This is a genomic window from Streptomyces sp. NPDC014907, from assembly GCF_055562975.1.
Map to the genome: position 1 here is coordinate 119410 of NZ_JBVHEG010000011.1, position 17055 is coordinate 136464.

Annotated in this window: 16 protein-coding genes; 7 read left to right on the forward strand and 9 right to left on the reverse strand. The window is 76.6% G+C overall.

What is annotated here, in order from left to right; genetic code table 11:
* The first annotated feature begins 63 nt into the window (after positions 1-63).
* From ACZ3IL_RS24690 to ACZ3IL_RS24700, 3 genes are all read left to right on the forward strand, one after another.
* On the forward strand, positions 64-2637 hold the full coding sequence (locus ACZ3IL_RS24690; RefSeq protein WP_467393488.1) for a hypothetical protein: 2574 nt from the start codon (positions 64-66) through the stop codon (positions 2635-2637).
* Positions 2638-2684: 47 nt separating this feature from the next.
* Positions 2685-4208 (forward strand): hypothetical protein, encoded by a 1524-nt coding sequence (locus ACZ3IL_RS24695; RefSeq protein ID WP_467393490.1) that lies wholly within the window; start codon positions 2685-2687, stop codon positions 4206-4208.
* A 66-nt stretch (positions 4209-4274) separates the two neighbouring features.
* Positions 4275-4625, forward strand: coding sequence for a hypothetical protein (locus ACZ3IL_RS24700; RefSeq protein WP_467393492.1), 351 nt, complete (start codon positions 4275-4277; stop codon positions 4623-4625).
* Between the two features lie 47 nt (positions 4626-4672).
* Here ACZ3IL_RS24700 and ACZ3IL_RS24705 read toward each other — a convergent pair whose 3' ends face one another.
* Both ACZ3IL_RS24705 and ACZ3IL_RS24710 read right to left on the reverse strand, forming a co-directional pair.
* The gene (locus tag ACZ3IL_RS24705; protein ID WP_467393493.1) at positions 4673-5671 is read right to left on the reverse strand and encodes a zinc-binding dehydrogenase; all 999 of its coding nucleotides are present in this window, start codon (positions 5669-5671) and stop codon (positions 4673-4675) included.
* 43 nt (positions 5672-5714) lie between these two features.
* Positions 5715-6905 (reverse strand): NAD(P)-binding protein, encoded by a 1191-nt coding sequence (locus ACZ3IL_RS24710; protein ID WP_467393495.1) that lies wholly within the window; start codon positions 6903-6905, stop codon positions 5715-5717.
* Positions 6906-7006: 101 nt separating this feature from the next.
* On the opposite strand from ACZ3IL_RS24710, the gene ACZ3IL_RS24715 reads away from it, so the two are divergent.
* Positions 7007-7684 carry a pentapeptide repeat-containing protein gene (locus tag ACZ3IL_RS24715; RefSeq protein ID WP_467393497.1) on the forward strand — a complete coding sequence of 226 codons (678 nt, stop codon included), beginning with the start codon at positions 7007-7009 and terminating at the stop codon, positions 7682-7684.
* A 36-nt stretch (positions 7685-7720) separates the two neighbouring features.
* Here ACZ3IL_RS24715 and ACZ3IL_RS24720 read toward each other — a convergent pair whose 3' ends face one another.
* The 4 genes from ACZ3IL_RS24720 to ACZ3IL_RS24735 all read right to left on the reverse strand — a co-directional run bounded on the left by ACZ3IL_RS24720 (position 7721) and on the right by ACZ3IL_RS24735 (position 11507).
* Positions 7721-8221 carry a hypothetical protein gene (locus ACZ3IL_RS24720; RefSeq protein WP_467393499.1) on the reverse strand — a complete coding sequence of 167 codons (501 nt, stop codon included), beginning with the start codon at positions 8219-8221 and terminating at the stop codon, positions 7721-7723.
* A 176-nt stretch (positions 8222-8397) separates the two neighbouring features.
* Positions 8398-9603: an FAD-dependent monooxygenase gene (locus ACZ3IL_RS24725; protein WP_467393501.1), complete on the reverse strand. Its 1206-nt coding sequence runs from the start codon at positions 9601-9603 to the stop codon at positions 8398-8400.
* Positions 9604-9714: 111 nt separating this feature from the next.
* Complete coding sequence (locus ACZ3IL_RS24730) at positions 9715-10338, reverse strand: response regulator (RefSeq protein ID WP_388688607.1); 624 nt, start codon at positions 10336-10338, stop codon at positions 9715-9717.
* The gene (locus ACZ3IL_RS24735; RefSeq protein ID WP_467393504.1) at positions 10338-11507 is read right to left on the reverse strand and encodes a sensor histidine kinase; all 1170 of its coding nucleotides are present in this window, start codon (positions 11505-11507) and stop codon (positions 10338-10340) included. The genes ACZ3IL_RS24730 and ACZ3IL_RS24735 overlap by 1 nt, the downstream gene beginning before the upstream one ends.
* A 385-nt stretch (positions 11508-11892) precedes the next feature.
* On the opposite strand from ACZ3IL_RS24735, the gene ACZ3IL_RS24740 reads away from it, so the two are divergent.
* Together ACZ3IL_RS24740 and ACZ3IL_RS24745 are read left to right on the forward strand one after the other, a co-directional pair.
* Positions 11893-12432, forward strand: coding sequence for a GlcG/HbpS family heme-binding protein (locus ACZ3IL_RS24740; RefSeq protein WP_467393506.1), 540 nt, complete (start codon positions 11893-11895; stop codon positions 12430-12432).
* Between the two features lie 367 nt (positions 12433-12799).
* Complete coding sequence (locus ACZ3IL_RS24745; RefSeq protein ID WP_467393508.1) at positions 12800-14203, forward strand: M1 family metallopeptidase; 1404 nt, start codon at positions 12800-12802, stop codon at positions 14201-14203.
* Positions 14204-14378: 175 nt separating this feature from the next.
* On the opposite strand, the gene ACZ3IL_RS24750 is transcribed toward ACZ3IL_RS24745, so the two are convergent.
* Positions 14379-14981, reverse strand: a complete 603-nt coding sequence (locus tag ACZ3IL_RS24750; protein WP_467393511.1) for a hypothetical protein — start codon at positions 14979-14981, stop codon at positions 14379-14381.
* 163 nt (positions 14982-15144) lie between these two features.
* Positions 15145-15720 carry a TerD family protein gene (locus tag ACZ3IL_RS24755; RefSeq protein ID WP_467393513.1) on the reverse strand — a complete coding sequence of 192 codons (576 nt, stop codon included), beginning with the start codon at positions 15718-15720 and terminating at the stop codon, positions 15145-15147.
* A 142-nt stretch (positions 15721-15862) separates the two neighbouring features.
* Here ACZ3IL_RS24755 and arfB point away from each other — a divergent pair, with 142 nt between their 5' ends.
* Positions 15863-16291: an alternative ribosome rescue aminoacyl-tRNA hydrolase ArfB gene (gene arfB, locus ACZ3IL_RS24760; protein WP_467393515.1), complete on the forward strand. Its 429-nt coding sequence runs from the start codon at positions 15863-15865 to the stop codon at positions 16289-16291.
* A gap of 125 nt (positions 16292-16416) precedes the next feature.
* Here the strand turns inward: arfB and ACZ3IL_RS24765 are convergent, their stop codons facing one another.
* Entirely contained in the window at positions 16417-16983 is a 567-nt protein-coding gene (locus ACZ3IL_RS24765) for a flavin reductase family protein (protein WP_467393517.1), read from the reverse strand.
* Positions 16984-17055: the final 72 nt, after the last annotated feature.

Consider the following 17055-nt stretch of genomic DNA (forward strand, 5'->3'; position numbering starts at 1 on the left):
ACGGCCCCGGCCGGGGCTTCGGCCGGGACTTCCGGAGGAACGGAACCGGAGGCGCCGCACACCGTGCGGGACGACTTCCCCCACCGCTACCTCCTGCGCTCGTCGGCCGCCCCCGACTCGCCGGTCCGCGCCCTCGTGCGCGCGCTGCCCGCCGACCCCCGGCGGCCCGCCGTCGTGGTCGACGTCCCCCAGGCGGCCGCCGGGAACCTCGGCGGGGAACTCGGCGCGCTGCTCGCCCGGCTGCGCGACGAGGAGCCGCTGTCGATCCGTCTCGTCCTGTCCGGCGCCGCCGCCCCGGCGGGCGAGGACGGACCGCTGGCCCAGCGCCTCGCCGACGCCTGGAACGTGACCCTGGAGGCGCCGGACGCGCCCGCCGTCCTCGCCCCCGGCGGTCTGCTCCACGTCACCGAGCCCGCCACGCCCGGCGGCGGCTGGTGGCGCTTCGCCCCGGGGGAGGCCCCGGAGCCCCTGGGCGTCCGGCTGCCCGCACCGCGCTGGCAGCGCGCCCTGGCCCGGGTGCCGCTGGGGCCGGTCGGCGGGAGCGTCGTCCGCGCCGTGCCCGCCGGCCTCGTCCTCGCCCCGGCGGACTCCGCCCCGCCCCGCCCCGACGAACCGGCCTACGCCGTCGCCGTCCACCCCGACCGCCCCGCCGTCCTGCTGGGCGCGTCGCGCGCCGAGCCGGTCGCGGCCGAGGACCTGGCCACGCTCCTGGCCTCCCTGCCGTCCGAGGTGCGCCGCGCCCTGCGGCTGGTGCCGGTGGACGGACGCGACGCGACCGCGCTGGCCGAGGAGGTGTGCGACATCCTCGGTACGGAGCTGGAGGTGACCCTGGGCCCTCCGCTCGCCGCCGAACCGACCGAACCATCCGAACCGACCGAACCATCCGAACCGACCGAACCGTCCGAGGGCGGCGGGGCCGGGGGCCGGGACGGGGCCGGCGCGCCCGGGGAAACCGTCCGGCTGGTCTCCGCCGAAGGCGCGTTCGCCTGGCCCGCGCCCCTCGCCGCCCTCCTCTGCTTCCCCCTCGCCCCCGACGGCTCCCGCCCCGCGCCCCGCCCCACCGCCTGGACGTTCCCGGAATCGGCGGGAGTCCCGGAGCCGGAACCCGCGACCCTGCGGATGCCCTCCGGGGCCCGTGCGGTGGCCGTCCGCTCCGGCTTCTGGATCGGCCCCACGGGCGAACCGCCCGCCGGGGTCCGGGACCGGGCGGCCGAACCGCGCGCCCTGCGGGTGGAGATCGCACCGGAGTGCCTGGCCGGAGAGGCCGTCCGCGCGGCGACCCTGCGCGACCTGTCGGCGCTCGTCGCCGCCCTCGACCCGGCGGCCCGCGCCCACGCCGAACTCGCCGTCTCCGGCGGGACGGAACCGGAGGTGGTCGCCGCCCTGCGCCGCTTCGCGGTCCGTACGGGCCTCTCCCTGGCGGCCGCCCCCCACCCGGAGACGCCCGGAACCCCCGGGGAACCGGCCCCGGCCCCCGCACCCCCGCCACCGGCGACGGAGCCGGACGCGCGCGGGGGTACGGACGCGGGCACGGGCACGGGAGCCGACACGGCACCGGGCACGGAGCCGGAACCGGTGCGGGAACAGGACGCGGAACAGGAAGCAGGACAGGAGCCGGAACCGGACGCGCGGCCGGGCGAAGCACCGGACCCGTCCCCGTCCCCGGCGCCGGACCCCGCCCCGTCGTCCCCGGCCGCCCCCGCCCCGTTCCCCCCGCTCGTCTCCGTGCCCCCCTCGGCGGTCGCGACAGCACCGGCCGCACCGGCCCTCTCCGCACCGACCCCCGAGTCCGCACCCGTATCCGCACCCGTATCCGCAGTGTCCGCCGCGTCCCCCCTGCCCGCGACCCCTCCCTCCCCCTCCCCGTCCGCCGCCGTCCCCGCCTCGGTGAGGCGCACGCGCCGGCTGCGGGAGGAGGCGGCCGGAGAGCCGGACCGGCGGGCGTTCCGGGAGCTGGCGGCGAAGGTCTGGGAGGAGCACAGCGGGCCCGTCGGACAGGCGCTGATCCGGATGCCCGCGCTGCGCGGAGCGGACGAGGACGCGGTGCGGGCGGACCTGATCGCCGTACGCCTGTACCTCTCCTCCGCGCCCGGGGACCCGTTCGGCGCACGCGCCCTCGCCGCCGGTGACGAGGGGCTGCGCCCGTACGCCGGCTGCCTGGCGGCCGGGCTGCGCCGGCTGCCCGCCCTGCGGGGCACCCTGGTGCGGGCCGCAGCGGAAGCCTCCGTACCGGACGACGTGGTTCCGGGGGCCGTCCTCTCGTGCGACGCGCCGCTGGACGCGGTGCACCTGGAGGCGCCGGGCGCACCCCTGCCGTCCCCGGCCCGGGCCCGCTACGTCATACGGCCGACGACCGCCCGGCGCACCTCGGTGCTGTCCCGTGACGGAAGCGGCGTGCAGGCCCTCTTCGCCGCCGGTACGGAGTTCACGGTGCTGGCCCGGCACGAGGCCGACGGCGAACGCCCCGCACGCGTCCTGCTGGCCGAACTCCCGCCGGACCCGGGACGGTTCAGGGCGCCTTCGGCCGAGGTCCTGGAACGCCTCGACGCCGTCGCGGGCCGGCCCGGCCCCACGGGGGCGGTGCCCTGGCCCGACCGGTGCACCGGCCCGTTCCTCCACGTCCCGCCGCCCCGCTGAACGGGCGCCCCGCGCACCTCTTTCCCGTCGAGAAAGGCAGAGCAGCTATGACCAGCAGAGAGTCCACCCCCGCAGGGGAGAGCGCCGGGTCCTCGCCCGTGCCGCGCGCGGCCGCGCTGGCCGTCCTGAGCGAGGAGCCGTCCGCCGGGCTGTTCCCCGCCGCCCCGCGCGCCACGAGCGGCGGCACGGCGGCGGAGACCGCGCCGGCCGCCGTCGCGGCCACGGCCGGGGCGACCGCCACCGCGACGGCCGGAGCCGCGTCGGCCGCCGCGGCCCCGGCTCCGGAGACCGGGACCGCCGCGCGGACGGCGACCGCGCCGGACACCTCCTCCACGGCCGCCGCACCGGCCCCGGCGAGGGCCGGGACGGCGGCCGGCACCACCACCGGGACGAACCCCACGACGGAAACCGCCCCCGCCACGGCCACCTCCGCGACTTCGGCGGCGGCGACGGCCACGGCCGCCGCTCCGAAGACGGCCGCCGCTTCGGCGACGGCCACGGCCACGGCCACGGCCGCCTCCCCTCCCTCCACCGACACGGAGACCGCGCCGCCCCTGGGCCGCCCCAACAAGCCGATGATCGCCGCCGCCGTCCTCGGCGGCCTGGTGCTGATCGGGGTGCCCTTCCTCGTCTCGGGCCCCGACGAGAAGCCGCGTCCGTCGGTCGCGGGCAGCCCGGCGGGCAGCACGATGCACCCCGACGGCACCGGAACCGGCATCGTCCCCAGCGAGCAGCGGCTCGTCGCCCCCGGCCCGACGGCGGGCAAGAACGCCGGCGGGGCGCCGGGCCGGGCCCCGTCCTCCGGCAGGGACGCGAAGGGCCTCGGGCCGGTCGGCGGCATCCACGAGGCAGGCGCCGTCGACGGCCTCCACGAAGTCGGCACGGACCCCACCGGCGCCCCGCGCGCCACCGACGCCCCGCGCACCCCCGGCTCCCCGAAGACAACCGCTCCGAACGCCCCCGGCACCGCGAGGACCACCGCCCCCGCCCCGGCCGGGACGAGCGCCCCGAACCAGCCCGCGCCGATCCGCTCCTCGCCCGCCGCCAAGCCCCCGGTGGCCCCGGCGGCGGTCACGTACAAGCACCTCATCGGCCTGGGCTGCGACACCCCCGGCTTCGCCGTCGGCGACATGTACACCGACGGCGACGAGGGCTGGCGGAAGAGCTGGGGAAGCACCACCTCGTACGGCTGCAGCGGCCTCTACTACAGCATGCCGATGTCGGGCAGCTCGCGGTCCGACGGCATATGGGCGCAGTGGAAGTTCACCACCGGCTCGGTCAGGAAGGGCACCTGCGCGGTGCAGGTGTTCATCCCCAACGTGCGCGACATCTCGTACGTGGGCGGCACTCCCGCCCACTACACGGTGTACCGGTCCTTCACCCAGAGCAAGAGCTACGCCGTCGGCACCTTCGAGATCAACCAGCCCTCGCACCTGGGCGCGTGGGTCTCCGCCGGCCGTTTCCCGGTGACGGACAACAAGATCTCCGTCGTCCTCGACAACCGGGGCAGCGGTGCCGACAACCGCCACGCGGCGGTGGCCCCGGTCCGCGTCGACTGCACGGCCTCCTGACCCGCCCCGCCCCCCCGGGGGGCCCTGGCGGGACCCGGCGGCGCGGCGGGAGTGTAGGAAAGGGCCATGGACAACGACAACGACAACGACATCGAGCAGCGGTTCCGGCGGATCACCGATTTCATCGAGGCGCGGCTGACGCCGCTCTTCGACCCCGCGAACGGCAGCGACCACGGCTTCGGCATGGACGACACCTCCCGGGCGCTGCGGGCCACCCGTTACACCGTGCAGGCCGCGTCGGCCGTCGGCGGCCTCGTGGAGAAGCGGGCGACGGCCCCGGAGCTGCGGCAGGTCGTGGACCAGGCCCTCGAACACAACTGGGACGTGCTGCGGTCCGTCGCCCGCATGTGGGAGGACCACCCCGACTTCCTGAAGGAGTTCAAGGCGCACTCCTGGGACGTGGTCGGGGCGGTCTGACCCCGCACGCGGACCACGGGACCGGGAGGTCCACGGGACCGGGAGGTCTACGGGACCAGGACCACCTTGCCCACCGTGCCCCGGTTCTCCAGGGCGCGGTGGGCCCCCGCCGCGTCCGCGAGGGGGAAGCGGTGGAGCGCCGGGCGGAGGGTGCCGGCGGCCGCGGCGGCGAGGGCGGCGCGTTCGAGGTTCCGGAGGTCGCCGCCCGCCTTCCGGATCATCACCGGGCCGAGGACGGACTCCGAGGTGATGCCGCGCCCGGCCAGCTCCTCCGGCGTGAGGACGAGCGGCCCGCCGTCGTGGAGACCGGCCCCGGACCAGCCGAAGACGAGGTGCTGTCCGCCCCTGCCGAGGAGGTCCACGGCGGCCCGGCCGGTGTCGCCGCCGACCGAGTCGAAGACGACCGTGGCCGCGCGTCCGCCCAGGTATGCGCGGACCTCCTCCGGCCAGCCGGGTTCCAGGTAGTCGACGGCCAGGTCGGCGCCGTTCTCCCGGACCAGGGCCGTCTTCGCCGGTCCGCCCGCGAGGCCGACGACGGTGGCGCCGGCGTTCTTGGCGTACTGGACGAGCAGGGTCCCGATGCCGCCGGCCGCCGCCGGGACGATCGCGACCGACTCGGGTCCCAGCTCCGTGAACTGGAGGATGCCCAGGGTCGTGCGCCCGGTGCCGATCATGGCGACGGCCTCCGCCTCGCCGAGGTGGCCGGGCAGGGCGTGGAGCCGGGCGGCGTCGGTGACGGCGAGCTCCGCGTACCCCCCGGGGGCCGTGCCGAGGTGGGCGACGACCCGCTTGCCGAGCCAGGACGGGTCGATGCCCCCGCCGAGCGCGTCGACCGTGCCGGCGACCTCGCGGCCGGGGACGGTGGGCAGTGCGGCGGGTGCCGGGAAGGGGCCCGTCCCGCCCTCCCGGAGGACCGTGTCGAGGAGGTGCACCCCGGCCGCCGCGACCCGGACGCGGACCTGTCCGGGGCCCGGGACGGGGTCGGGCACCTCCTCGTACGCGAGGTTCCCGGCGGGCCCGAAGGCGTGGAGGCGGATGGCGCGCATGGGACTCTCCTGTCGTCGGTGCTGACGGGAAGAGCCTCCGGCCTCAAGCGCGCTTGAGGTCAAGGCGCCTCCGGCGCGGTGCCGCCGGCACGGACCGGGCCCCGCTCGCGCACGACACCGCCTCCAGGGCGCTCGTGAACGACACCTCCGACAGCACGCCCGGCGCCGCCACCTGGTCGCCCGCCAGGTACACCCCGTCGCCCCGGTCGACGGCGGGCCGGTCCCGCCACGTGGTGCCGGGACGGTCCACCGCTCCCGTGCGCCCCTGGGACACGGACGCGCGCCGCCACACCGTCCGTTCGCGCCAGCCGGGGAAGCCGAGGTCGAGGAGCCGCTCCGCGTGCGCGACCCCGTCCGCCTTCGTCCCGCCGGGGCCGACGGGGAGCTGCGCCTGGAGGAGCTGCTGCCCGGCGGGGGCGAGCGAGGGGTCCTGCGCGGTGAACCGCTCGATCCAGCCGGGCGCGTCCAGGTCGGAGACGACGAACGGGTCTCCCTTCCGGGTCCGCAGCGCCAGGTCGAGCAGGACCGTGCGGCCGCTCTCCCAGGTCAGCGAGGGGTCTCCGAGGAGCCGGGCGGCGGCGGGCAGGGCGGTGGCGACGATCACCGGGCCCCCGCCGGACGGCAGCGCGTCGACCCGGGACGAGGTCTCGATCCGTACGCCGAGCTCCCGGGCCCGGCCCGCCATCCGCCCGATCAGGGCGCCCCAGCCGCCCCGGACGTAGTGCGCCTCGGGCGGCAGGGCGGCGGCCCGGTGCAGCCGTTCCTGCACGAAGCGGGCGGAGAGCGCGCCGGGGTCGTGGTGGAAGAGCGCGACCCCGCTGTACGCGGCGGCGACGCGGGCGGTCCGCTCGCCCGCGAGCCCGGTGGCCCAGGTGTGGAAGTCGGTGTCCACGGGGGCCCGTCCGGCGTCGCGGAGGGACTGGCGCACCAGGCCGGGCGGCGGGACGCGGCGGAGGGCGCCGTCGCGGTGGAAGCGGAAGCGGAGGCCCTCGGCGGGCGGCAGCGGGGCGAGCGGGCCGAGGAGCCCGCGCTGTTTCAGCCAGGTCCGGTGCGGGCCGCCGGAGTAGAGGGCGTGCGGCCCGTCGTTCACGCGGTACGGCCCTCCGGCGGTGCGCGCCCGGCCGCCGAGGGCCCGGTGGGCCTCGTACAGGGTCACGGCGGTACCGGTCTCGGCGGCGGTGATGGCCGCGGTCAGTCCGGCGAAGCCGCCGCCGACGATCGTGAGCTTCCGCATGTCCGTCTCCCGTTCCGGTGGGGGTCTCGTACGGGGGACGGGGCGGGGGACGGCGTTCGTGACACGGGGCCGTTGTCAGTGGCGTACCCCACCATGGGTCGATGGCGAACCACGAGGCGACGACACGGAAGAGGAAGGTGCCGGGGGCGCGGCGGCCGGAGGTGCGGCTGCCGCCCCTGGTGGCGTACGGGGGCGGTCTGGAGCCGGACGGGGACTACGACGGTCTCGAACTGTCCGGGCTCGACCTGGCCGGGCAGCCGGGGGAGGGGGCCCGGTTCCTGGACTGCGCGCTGCGCGGGTGCGGACTCGACGGCGCGCGGCTGGCGAACGCGCGCTTCCTGGACTCGGTGCTGAGCGGGGTGCGGGGCGTGGGGACCGACCTCGCGGGGGCGGAGCTGCGGGACGTGGAGGTCGTGGACGCGCGGCTCGGCGGGACGCAGCTGCACGGGGCCGTCCTCGAACGGGTCGTGGTGCGGGGCGGCAAGGGCGACTGCCTGAACCTGCGGTCCGCGAAGCTCAGGGACGTCGTCTTCGAGGGGTGCGTGCTGAGCGAGCCGGACTTCGGGGGTGCGGTCCTCGAACGGGTCGAGTTCGTGGACTGCGTCCTGACGGAGGCCGACTTCACGGGCGCGCGGCTGAAGGACGTGGATCTGAGGGGGGTCCGGCGCCTGGAGATCACGCGCGGGGTGGACTCCCTGGCGGGCGCGGTGATCTCGGCCTCCCAGCTCCTCGACCTGGCGCCGGTGTTCGCGGCGCGGCTGGGGGTGCGGGTGGAGTAGCGCCCCGGGGGCGGCCCCCTCCGGCTCCGGCCGGGTTCACGGCAGGCGGGGGAAGCGGGCCTGGAGGGACCAGACGGCCGGGTTGTCGGCCAGGCCCTCGTGCATGTCCGTGAGGTCGGCGATCAGGTCGTGCAGGAAGTCGCGGGCCTCGCGGCGCAGTTCGGCGTGGCCGAAGGTGACCGGGGGTTCGTCGCCCGGCATCCAGTCGGCCTCGACCTCCACCCAGCCGAAGCGGCGCTCGAAGAGCATCCGGTCCGTGGACTCGGTGAAGTCGATCTCCGCGTACTGCGGCTGCGCGGCCCGGCTCCCCCGGGGGTCCCGGTCGAGCTGCTCCACGATGTCGCAGAGCGCCCAGGCGAAGTCGAGGACCGGCACCCATCCCCAGGCCGTGGACACCTCCCGGTCCGTCTCGGTGTCCGCGAGGTACACGTCCCCGCAGAACAGGTCGTGCCGCAGCGCGTGGACGTCCGCGCGGCGGTAGTCGGTCTGCGGGGGGTCGGGGAAGCGACGCGAGAGGGAGTAGCCGATGTCGAGCACGGGACCGATGGTGTCACGGGACCGGGCCGGGACCGTACGCGAGGAGCGGCGGCCGGACCCGCGCCCGGGGGCCGGGCCCATACGCCGGGGGCCGGGGTGTCCGCGTGCGCCGGGGCGCGGCCGGGCGGTGCCGGGCGCCCCGGCTCACCGCCGGGCGGTGCCGGGCGCGCCCCGGCTCACCGCCGGCCGTGCACCGCCCGGGCCACCCTCGGGCCCAGCCAGCGCTTGAGGCGGCGCAGGGACTCCAGGCGGTTGGCGGCGCGGTCGAGGCGGTAGTAGAGCTGCGGCGGGACGTGCGGGAGGAGGGGGGAGTGGCGCTGGCCGAGGAGGGCGAACATGCGGGCCGGCTCCAGGGACATGTAGCGGGGCAGGTTCTCGTACCAGCGGGCGCTGTAGCGGGCGGCGCTCTGGGCGGAGAGGAGTTCGGCGCGGCGCCGCTTCCCGTACAGGGTCAGGGCCGTGTCGAGGTCCCCGCCCCCGCCGAGGGCGTCCGCGAGGGCGAGCGCGTCCTCCAGGGCCAGGGTGGTGCCCGCGCCGATCGAGTAGTGCGTGGTGTGGGCGGCGTCGCCGAGCAGGACCAGGTTGCCCCGGTGCCAGACGCGGTTGGTGAGCGTGCGGAAGGTGAGCCACCGGGCGGGGTCGTCGGCCCGGTCCCGGCCGATCAGCTCGTGCCCGTCGAGGAGGTCGTGGAAGAGCTTCTCCAGGAGGCGCAGGCTGTCGGCCTCCCCGAGCGCGTCGAGGCCCAGGCCGGTCCAGGTCTCCGGGGAGCACTCGACCACACAGGTGGAGCGCTCGCCGCTGAAGCCGTAGGCGTAGCACCAGATCCAGCCGTGCGCGGTCTCCTTGAAGGCGAAGCTGAACGAGTCGAAGACCTTGGTCGTGCCGAGCCAGACGTACGGGTTGCGGCCGTTCGCGACCCGGCTGCCGAAGTGGTCCGCGTACGCCGTGCGGAGCGCGCTGTTCACCCCGTCGGCGGCGACGACGAGGTCCGCGTCCGCGAGTTCGGGCGCGTCGGGGCCGGTGACCGCGTGCTCGAACGCGATCCGTACGCCGAGCTCGCGGGCGCGGTCCGCGAGGAGCGCGAGCATCCGCCGCCGCCCGATGCCGAAGCCCGCGTCGCCGCGGTGGACGGTCCGTTCGCCGCGGACGATCGCGACCCCGTCGGTCCAGGACACGGAGGCGTCCGCGACCGCCCGCGCGGACTCCGGGTCGCCCGCGCGCAGCTTGTCGAGGAGCCCGGCCCAGTAGGTGACGCCCCAGCCGTAGGTGGAGCCCTCCGCGTTCCGTTCGTGGACGACGACCTCGTGGGACGGGTCCCGCCGCTTCAGCAGGACCGAGAGGTAGAGGCCGGCGGGGCCGCCGCCGACGATCGCGATCTTCATGGGCGCTCCCACGGGGACTGAGGTGTGACACGGTGCTACCGGAAGGCAACGCACGGTAGCAGCGGGGGCGGTGACGCGCCGGGAGCGGCGCAGCCCCGTCTTCCGGGCGGCCTACGGCAGCAGCCGGCGCTCCTTCGCCACCGCCACCGCGCCCGCCCGCGTGTCGACGCCGAGCTTGGTGTAGATCCGGCCGAGGTGGGTCTTCACCGTCGCCTCGCTGATGAACAGGGCCCGCGCGATCTCGCGGTTGCCGAGCCCCCGGCCCAGCTGCCCGAGGATGTCCCGCTCCCGGTCGGTGAGGGTCGGACCCGCCGCGCCCCGCATCCGGTCCATGACCCGGCCGGCGACCGGAGGGGAGAGGGCGGTGCGGCCCTGCGCGGCGGCGTGGACGGCCGCGAACAGCTCCTCCGGCCGCTCGGCCTTCAGGAGGTAGCCGGTGGCGCCCGCCCCGATCGCCCGCGTGATGTCGGCGTCCGTGTCGTACGTGGTGAGGACGAGGACGTGGACGCCGGTCGGCGCGATCCGGCGGGTCGCCTCCACGCCGTCGATGCCCGGACCGAGCTGGAGGTCCATGAGGACGACGTCCGGCTTCAGCTTCGCCGCCATGGCGACGGCCTCCTCGCCGCTGCCGGCCTCCCCGACGACGTCGATGTCGGGGGTGCTGCCGAGCAGGGCGAGCAGACCGGCGCGGACCACGGCGTGGTCGTCGCAGAGCAGGATGCGTACGGGGGACATCAGGACTCCTGGGGGAGCGGGGGCGGCGGGGTCAGCGGGATCGCGGCGGAGAGCACCGTGCCCTCGCCCGGGGTGGACTCGACCGTCAGGGTGCCGCCGAGCTGCCGGGCCCGCACCCGCATGGCGGGCAGCCCGTGGCCGCGCACCCCGCCGGGCCTCTCCACGGGGTCGAAGCCGCGCCCGTCGTCCGCGACGTCCAGGACCACCTGGTCGTCCAGGTACGTCAGGGTCACGGCGGCCGAGTCCGCGGCGGCGTGTTCGCGGATGTTGGCGAGGGCGCCCTGCGCGATCCGCAGCAGCGCCGACTGGGTGCGGTCCGGCAGCGGCACCGGGACCCCGTCGACCCGGAAGGCCGCCGACTCGCGGGCGGCGAGCCCCCGCAGGGCCTCCTCCAGGCCGGCGCCGCCCGCCAGGTCGGCCGGCGCGAGGTCGTGGACGAACCGGCGGGCCTCGGCGAGGTTGCGCTCCGCGACGGCCTCGGCGGTACGGACGTGCCGGCGGGCGGTCGCCGGGTCGGCGTCCCAGAGGCGGTCCGCCGCCTGGAGCAGCATCTGCTGGCTGGACAGGCCCTGCGCCAGGGTGTCGTGGATCTCCATGGAGAGCCGCTGCCGTTCGGCGAGGGTCCCCTCGCGGCGCTCGGTGGCGGCGAGTTCGCGCCGGGTGCGGATCAGGTCGTCGATGAGGTCCCGCTGGCGCCCGGCCTGCCGCTGGGAGTGGACGAACACCCCGGTGGCGAGGGCGGCCACGGCCGGCGGGGCGACGATCAGGTTCGGGTCCCACCCGCCGTGCGAGAGCTGCACCTGGGCGAAGACCACGAACGCGGTGAGCAGGGCGACCAGACCGAGCGCGGCGCGCGGCGGGAGGGTCCGCAGCCCCGTGTAGAAGAGGGGCACCGCGCACCAGGCGAAGCTGGGCGCGAGGACGACGAGGACGACCCAGACGGCGACGACCGTGCCGAGCCAGGCGATCCGGCGGGGGGTGGCCCGGGTGCCGAGGACGGGTCCGAGGAGGTGGAGGACGGCGAGCACGCCGGCGAGGGCGACGATCCAGGGGCTGCGGGCCTCCCAGCCGTGCCGCAGCAGGAAGCGGGCGAGCGAGGCGCCGAGCAGGAGGAAGAACGCGGTGTGCATGATCCACGCCAGCCGGCGGGCGTCCGGGTCCCGCTCCATGGTTCCGTCCTTCTCTCCGCGCGGCTCCGCCGGCCGCGCCGTTCCCTCGTCCGGGCCGCCCCGCCGGCCGCGCGTGCGCTTCCGCCGTCCGGGCCGCTCCGTCATCCGCACCGCCCCGGCCGTCCCGCTCCGCCGGCCGGCCGCCGGTGCCTCCCGGGGGCGCGCCTCCATCCTGACCCGGCGGGACCGGTCCGGCATCAGCCGATCGGCTGACCCGGCCGTCCACCGGTGCGCTTCCGGAGGACAGCCGGAACGTGGACCGGGCGGCCCCGGCGGCGGCCACAGGATGGATACCGGAGCGGGACGGACGAACGGATCGTCCGTCACCACCGCCCGTCCCACCACCCGGTCCACCGCCTCACCGGCCCGTCCCACGGAGTTCCCCATGAAGAAGATCCTCCTCGGTGCCACCGCCGCCGCCGTCCTCGCCGCCGGCACCTTCGGCGTGGTCTCCGCGAACGCCACCGCCCCGGCCGCCGCCCCCGCCGTCGCGGTCCGCGCCGACGCCGGCAACGGCAACCTCCAGCAGTCGACGCACCTGACGGTCGAGGCCGCGACGAAGGCCGCGCAGGCGGCCCTGAAGGCGGCCCAGAAGGAGAACCAGCGCGTCTCCGTCGCCGTGGTCGACCGCAACGGCAACACCCTCGTGACCCTGCGCGGCGACGGCGCGGGCCCGCAGTCGTACGAGTCGGCCGTGAAGAAGGCGTACACCGCCGTCTCCTGGAACGCCCCGACCTCCGAGCTGGTCAAGCGCCTCGCCAACGCCCCCACCCTCAAGGACATCCCCGGCACCCTCTTCCTCGCCGGCGGCGCCCCGGTGACCGCCAAGGGCGCGCCGGTCGCGGGCATCGGCGTCGCGGGCGCCCCCTCCGGCGACCTCGACGAGAAGTTCGCCCAGGCGGGTGTCGCCTCCCTCGGCAGGTGAGGCCGCCCCGGGAACGCTGAGGGCCGCCCGGGCCGCCCTGGGACGGTGAGGACCGCCCGGGCCGTCCGGGAACGGTGAGGACGCCCGGACCGCCCCGGGGTGGTGAGGACCCGCCCGGACCGCCCCGGGGAACGATGAGGACGCCCGGACCCTCCGCCGGACGTCCTCGCCCGGCGGGGGGCCGGCCGCTCCGGTCCGGCGGGCCCGGCCCTTCCCGACCGGTGCGAACCCGGTCCTCCACTCCCAGTGCGGGCCCGGCCCTCCCCTCCCGGTGGGCCCCCGGCCCTTCCCGCCCCGGCGGGCCCGGCCCTCCCCGCTCGGCCGCTCCCACCCGGCCCCGCCGGAAGCGGCTGCTTAGGATCGGTGCGTGACCCAGCGCAGCCGGACCGGCGCCGCCGCCCTCGCCGCCGCCCTCACCGCGCTCGCCCTGCTCGCGTCCGCCTGCACCGGGGCCACCGGTGGCGTCCGGGGCACCCCTGGGGCCGCCGGCCTCCGCGACCCGTACTTCCCCAAGCTGGGGAACGGCGGCTACGACGTGCGGCACTACGCCCTCTCCCTCTCCTACGACCCGGGGACCGGGCGGCTCGACGGCACCGCCGTCCTCACCGCCGTCGCCACCCAGGACCTCAGCGCCTTCAACCTCGACCTGTCGGGACTCGCGGTCGGCGGCGCGAGCGTGGACGGCGTCCCCGTCGCGTACCACAGGGCCGGGAACGAGCTGACGCTCCGTCCGCGCGAGGAGGTCCGGAAGGGCACGGAGTTCCGCGCCACCGTCACGTACGGGGGCGTGCCCGAACCGGTCACGGACGCGGACGGCTCCCGGGAGGGCTGGCTGCGCACCGGGGACGGGGCGGTCGCGGTCGGCGAGCCGGCCGGTTCCATGACCTGGTTCCCCGGGAACCACCACCCCTCCGACAAGGCCGCGTACGACATCGCGCTCACCGTCCCCGCCGGGCTCGAAGCCCTCTCCAACGGGGTCGGGACCGGCCGGCGGACGGAGGCGGACGGACGCGTCACCACCACGTGGCACGCGCCCGAGCCGATGGCGAGCTACCTCGCGACGGTCGCGATCGGCCGGTACCGGACGGCGACGGCGACCGCCCTCGGCTCCGTGCCCGTCCTGACCGCCGCCGAGCCGGCGGTCGCGGCGGACACCGCCGCGCTGCGCGCCGAGGTCCCCGCGATCCTCGACCGGCAGGCGCGGCGCTTCGGTCCGTACCCCTTCTCGGCCGCCGGGGCGGTCGTCGTCGCGAACGGGACCCTCGGCTACGCCCTGGAGACCCAGACCCGGCCCGTCTTCCCGGTCGCCTCCTTCGGCCGGACGACCCTCGTCCACGAGCTGGCCCACCAGTGGTTCGGCAACTCGGTGACGCCCGCCGGCTGGCGGGACCTGTGGCTGAACGAGGGCTTCGCGACGTACGCGGAGTGGCTGTACGCGGAGGAGTACGAGAAGGTGCCCGCCCGCACCTCCTTCGAGCGGGCCTTCGCGGACGAGGCCAACTGGGCCTTTCCGCCGGCCGCCCCGCCCACCGCCGCGCACCTCTTCGACCCGCCCGTGTACCAGCGGGGCGCGATGGTCCTGCACAAGCTGCGCGAGACGGTCGGGGACGGGACCTTCGACAGGATTCTGCGCGGCTGGACCCGGGAGCACCGGCACGCCAACGCCTCCACGGCGGACTTCACGGCCCACGCGGAGAAGACCGCCGGGCGGGACCTCGGCGCGCTGTGGGAGGTCTGGCTGTACGGCGACGGGCGGCCGGAGCGCCCCTGAGCCCCGCCGGACGCGCGACCGGCCCACCGGGCAGGACGCGTCCGGACCCGCCGCGACCGCGACCGGCCCGCCGGACAGGGTGCGACCGGCCACCCGCCGCGACCGCGACCGGCCCGCCGGACAGGGTGCGACCGGGCCCGCCGGACGTGCCGGCGGGCCCGGTCGCGGTCGGGGCTCAGTACGTCCAGCGGGCGCGGCTGCCGTCCATGACGCAGTGGATCATGCGGCGGTTGGCCGCGTGCGTGGAGCTGCCGAGGTCGGACTTCCGGCAGAACTGACCGGCGTTGTAGCAGTTCCCCGCGTTGGAGACGATCTCGCAGGTGGCCTCGGCGGCCGGTGCCTCGGTCGTGCGCCTCGGCGCGGGGGCGTGCGTGGTGGGCTTCGGGGCCCGGGTCGCCGTCGGCTCCGCCGGCGCCGGGGTCGTGGGCTTCGCCTTCGGGGGCGGGGGCGCCGCGGTGGTGGCCTTCGGGGCCTCCGTCGTGGGGGCCGCGGTCGTCGGGGCCGGCGTGGGCTCCGTCATGGTGGGGACGGGCACCGGCGACGCGGAGGCCGGGGCGGAGACCGGGGGCGGGGCGGCGGCTCCGCCGGCCGAGGCCGGCCCGCAGGCGGCGGTGAGGCCCACGAGCGCCAGGCCCGCCAGGGTCCGCCGCACCAGCCGGGCCGCCCGGGGCCCGTACCCGTGGCGGCGCGCCGCGGTGGGCTCCCCGTCCCCGTGCCGTCCCGTTCCGCTTCCGCGGAGCCCCCCGCTCCCTCTGCCGGTGTCGTCGCTGTCGTACATCAGGCCCCCCACGGGTCGTTCAGATGATCGAAGGGGGCACGTTATAGGACGGTGCGACCGGTCCGGGAGGGTGGAGACGCGGAAAAAGGAAGACGCCGGTTCCGGAACCACACGCGTGGTTCCGGAACCGGCGTCCGGGTGCCGGCGCGGGGCCGGCCGGGTGTCAGAGGTTGACGCCGAAGTCCCGGGCGATGCCCTCCAGGCCGGAGGCGTAGCCCTGGCCGACGGCGCGGAACTTCCACTCGGCGCCGTTGCGGTACAGCTCGCCGAAGACCATGGCGGTCTCGGTGGCGGCGTCCTCGGAGAGGTCGTAGCGGGCGATCTCGGCGCCGCCGGCCTGGTTCACGACGCGGATGTACGCGTTGCGGACCTGGCCGAAGTTCTGCGAGCGGGCGACCGCGTCGTAGATGGAGACCGGGAAGACGATCTTGTCGACGTTCGGCGGGAGGGCCGCGAGGTTGACGTTGATCTGCTCGTCGTCGCCGCCGCCCTCGCCGGTGCGGTTGTCACCGGTGTGGACGATGCTCTGGTCCGGCGTGGACTTGTTGTTGAAGAAGACGAAGTGGGCGTCGGAGGCGACCTTCCCGGCCGCGTCCACGCCGATCGCGGAGGCGTCGAGGTCGAAGTCGGTGCCGGTGGTGGTGCGGACGTCCCAGCCGAGGCCCACGGTGACGGCGGTGAGGCCCGGGGCCTCCTTGGTCAGGGAGACGTTGCCGCCCTTGGACAGGCTCACAGCCATGGAAAGTCCCTTTCATCGTGTGCAGAGTGTTCGTCGTGCTGTCGTCGCCTGGAGAAACGCGCGCGGCCGTCCGACGGTTCCCGTGCGCCGGGGACGGAAATCGGGATGACTCCGATGGCCCAGTGCGGGGAACATGGTGGTCATGTCCGGTCCGTATCCCGTCCGCGGCTCCGTCTCGCTCCCCGAGGCCGAGCTCCAGTGGCGTTTCTCGCGTGCGTCGGGGCCGGGCGGACAGCACGTCAACACCAGCGATTCGCGGGTGGAACTCCGCTTCGACCTCGCGTCCACGGAAGCGCTGCCCGAGGTGTGGAAGGCCCGCGCCCTGGAGCGCCTCGCCTCCCGCCTGGTCGACGGCGTCGTGACCGTACGCGCCTCCGAGCACCGTTCCCAGTGGCGCAACCGCGAGACGGCGGCGGTCCGCCTGGCCGCCCTCCTCGCCGAGGCGACGGCCCCGCCGCCGAAGCCCCGGCGGCCGACGAAGATCCCGCGCGGCGTCAACGAGCGCCGGCTGCGGGAGAAGAAGCAGCGCTCGGAGACCAAGCGCACCCGGCGGTCCCGCGACTGGGGCTGAGCCCCCCGGAACCACCGCACCCCCCCCGGAACCACCGCGAGCCCCCCCCGGAACCACCGCACCCCCCGGAACCACCGCGAGCCCTCCCGACTCCCGCGCCTCCGTCCCGGGGCCCCGGCGCCCCCTCAGTCCAGCCGCCGGTACCTCCCCCGGAAGTACGCGAGCGGCCCGCTGCCGTCCTCCGGCGACAGGCCCACCGTCAGGACCCGTCCCACGACGAGCGTGTGGTCCCCGGCCACCACGCGGCTCTCGGTGCGGCACTCCAGGACCGACAGCGCGCCGTCCACGAGCGGGGCGCCGCTCGCCGCGCCCCGGGTGTGCGGCACCCCGGCGAAGAGGAGCCGGTCGCTCACGCGGTTCTTCATCGAGAAGCGCGAGGCGACGTGCCGCTGGCCCTCGGTGAGGACGGAGACCGCCCAGCAGGGGACCTCCGCGAGCAGGTCGTCCATCCGGGAGCCGTTGCGCAGGCTGACCAGGACCAGGGGCGGGTCGAGGGAGACCGACACGAAGGCGGTGGCCGTCATGCCGACGTCCTCGCCGCGCGGGCCGTCGTCGGGATCGTGCGCGGTCACCAGGACCACGCCCGACGCGAGGCGGGACATCGCCGCCCGGAACTCGTCGTTGCTCACCCCCTCAGCATGGGGGACGGCGGGAGCGGACGGGGGAGGCGGGGAGAGGGTCTTCCGGGACATGCCCCGACGCTAGCCCGCCCCCTGGGGGGACCGCCTCGGGCCCGGGGACCAGACCGCCGCCCCCGCGGGTCC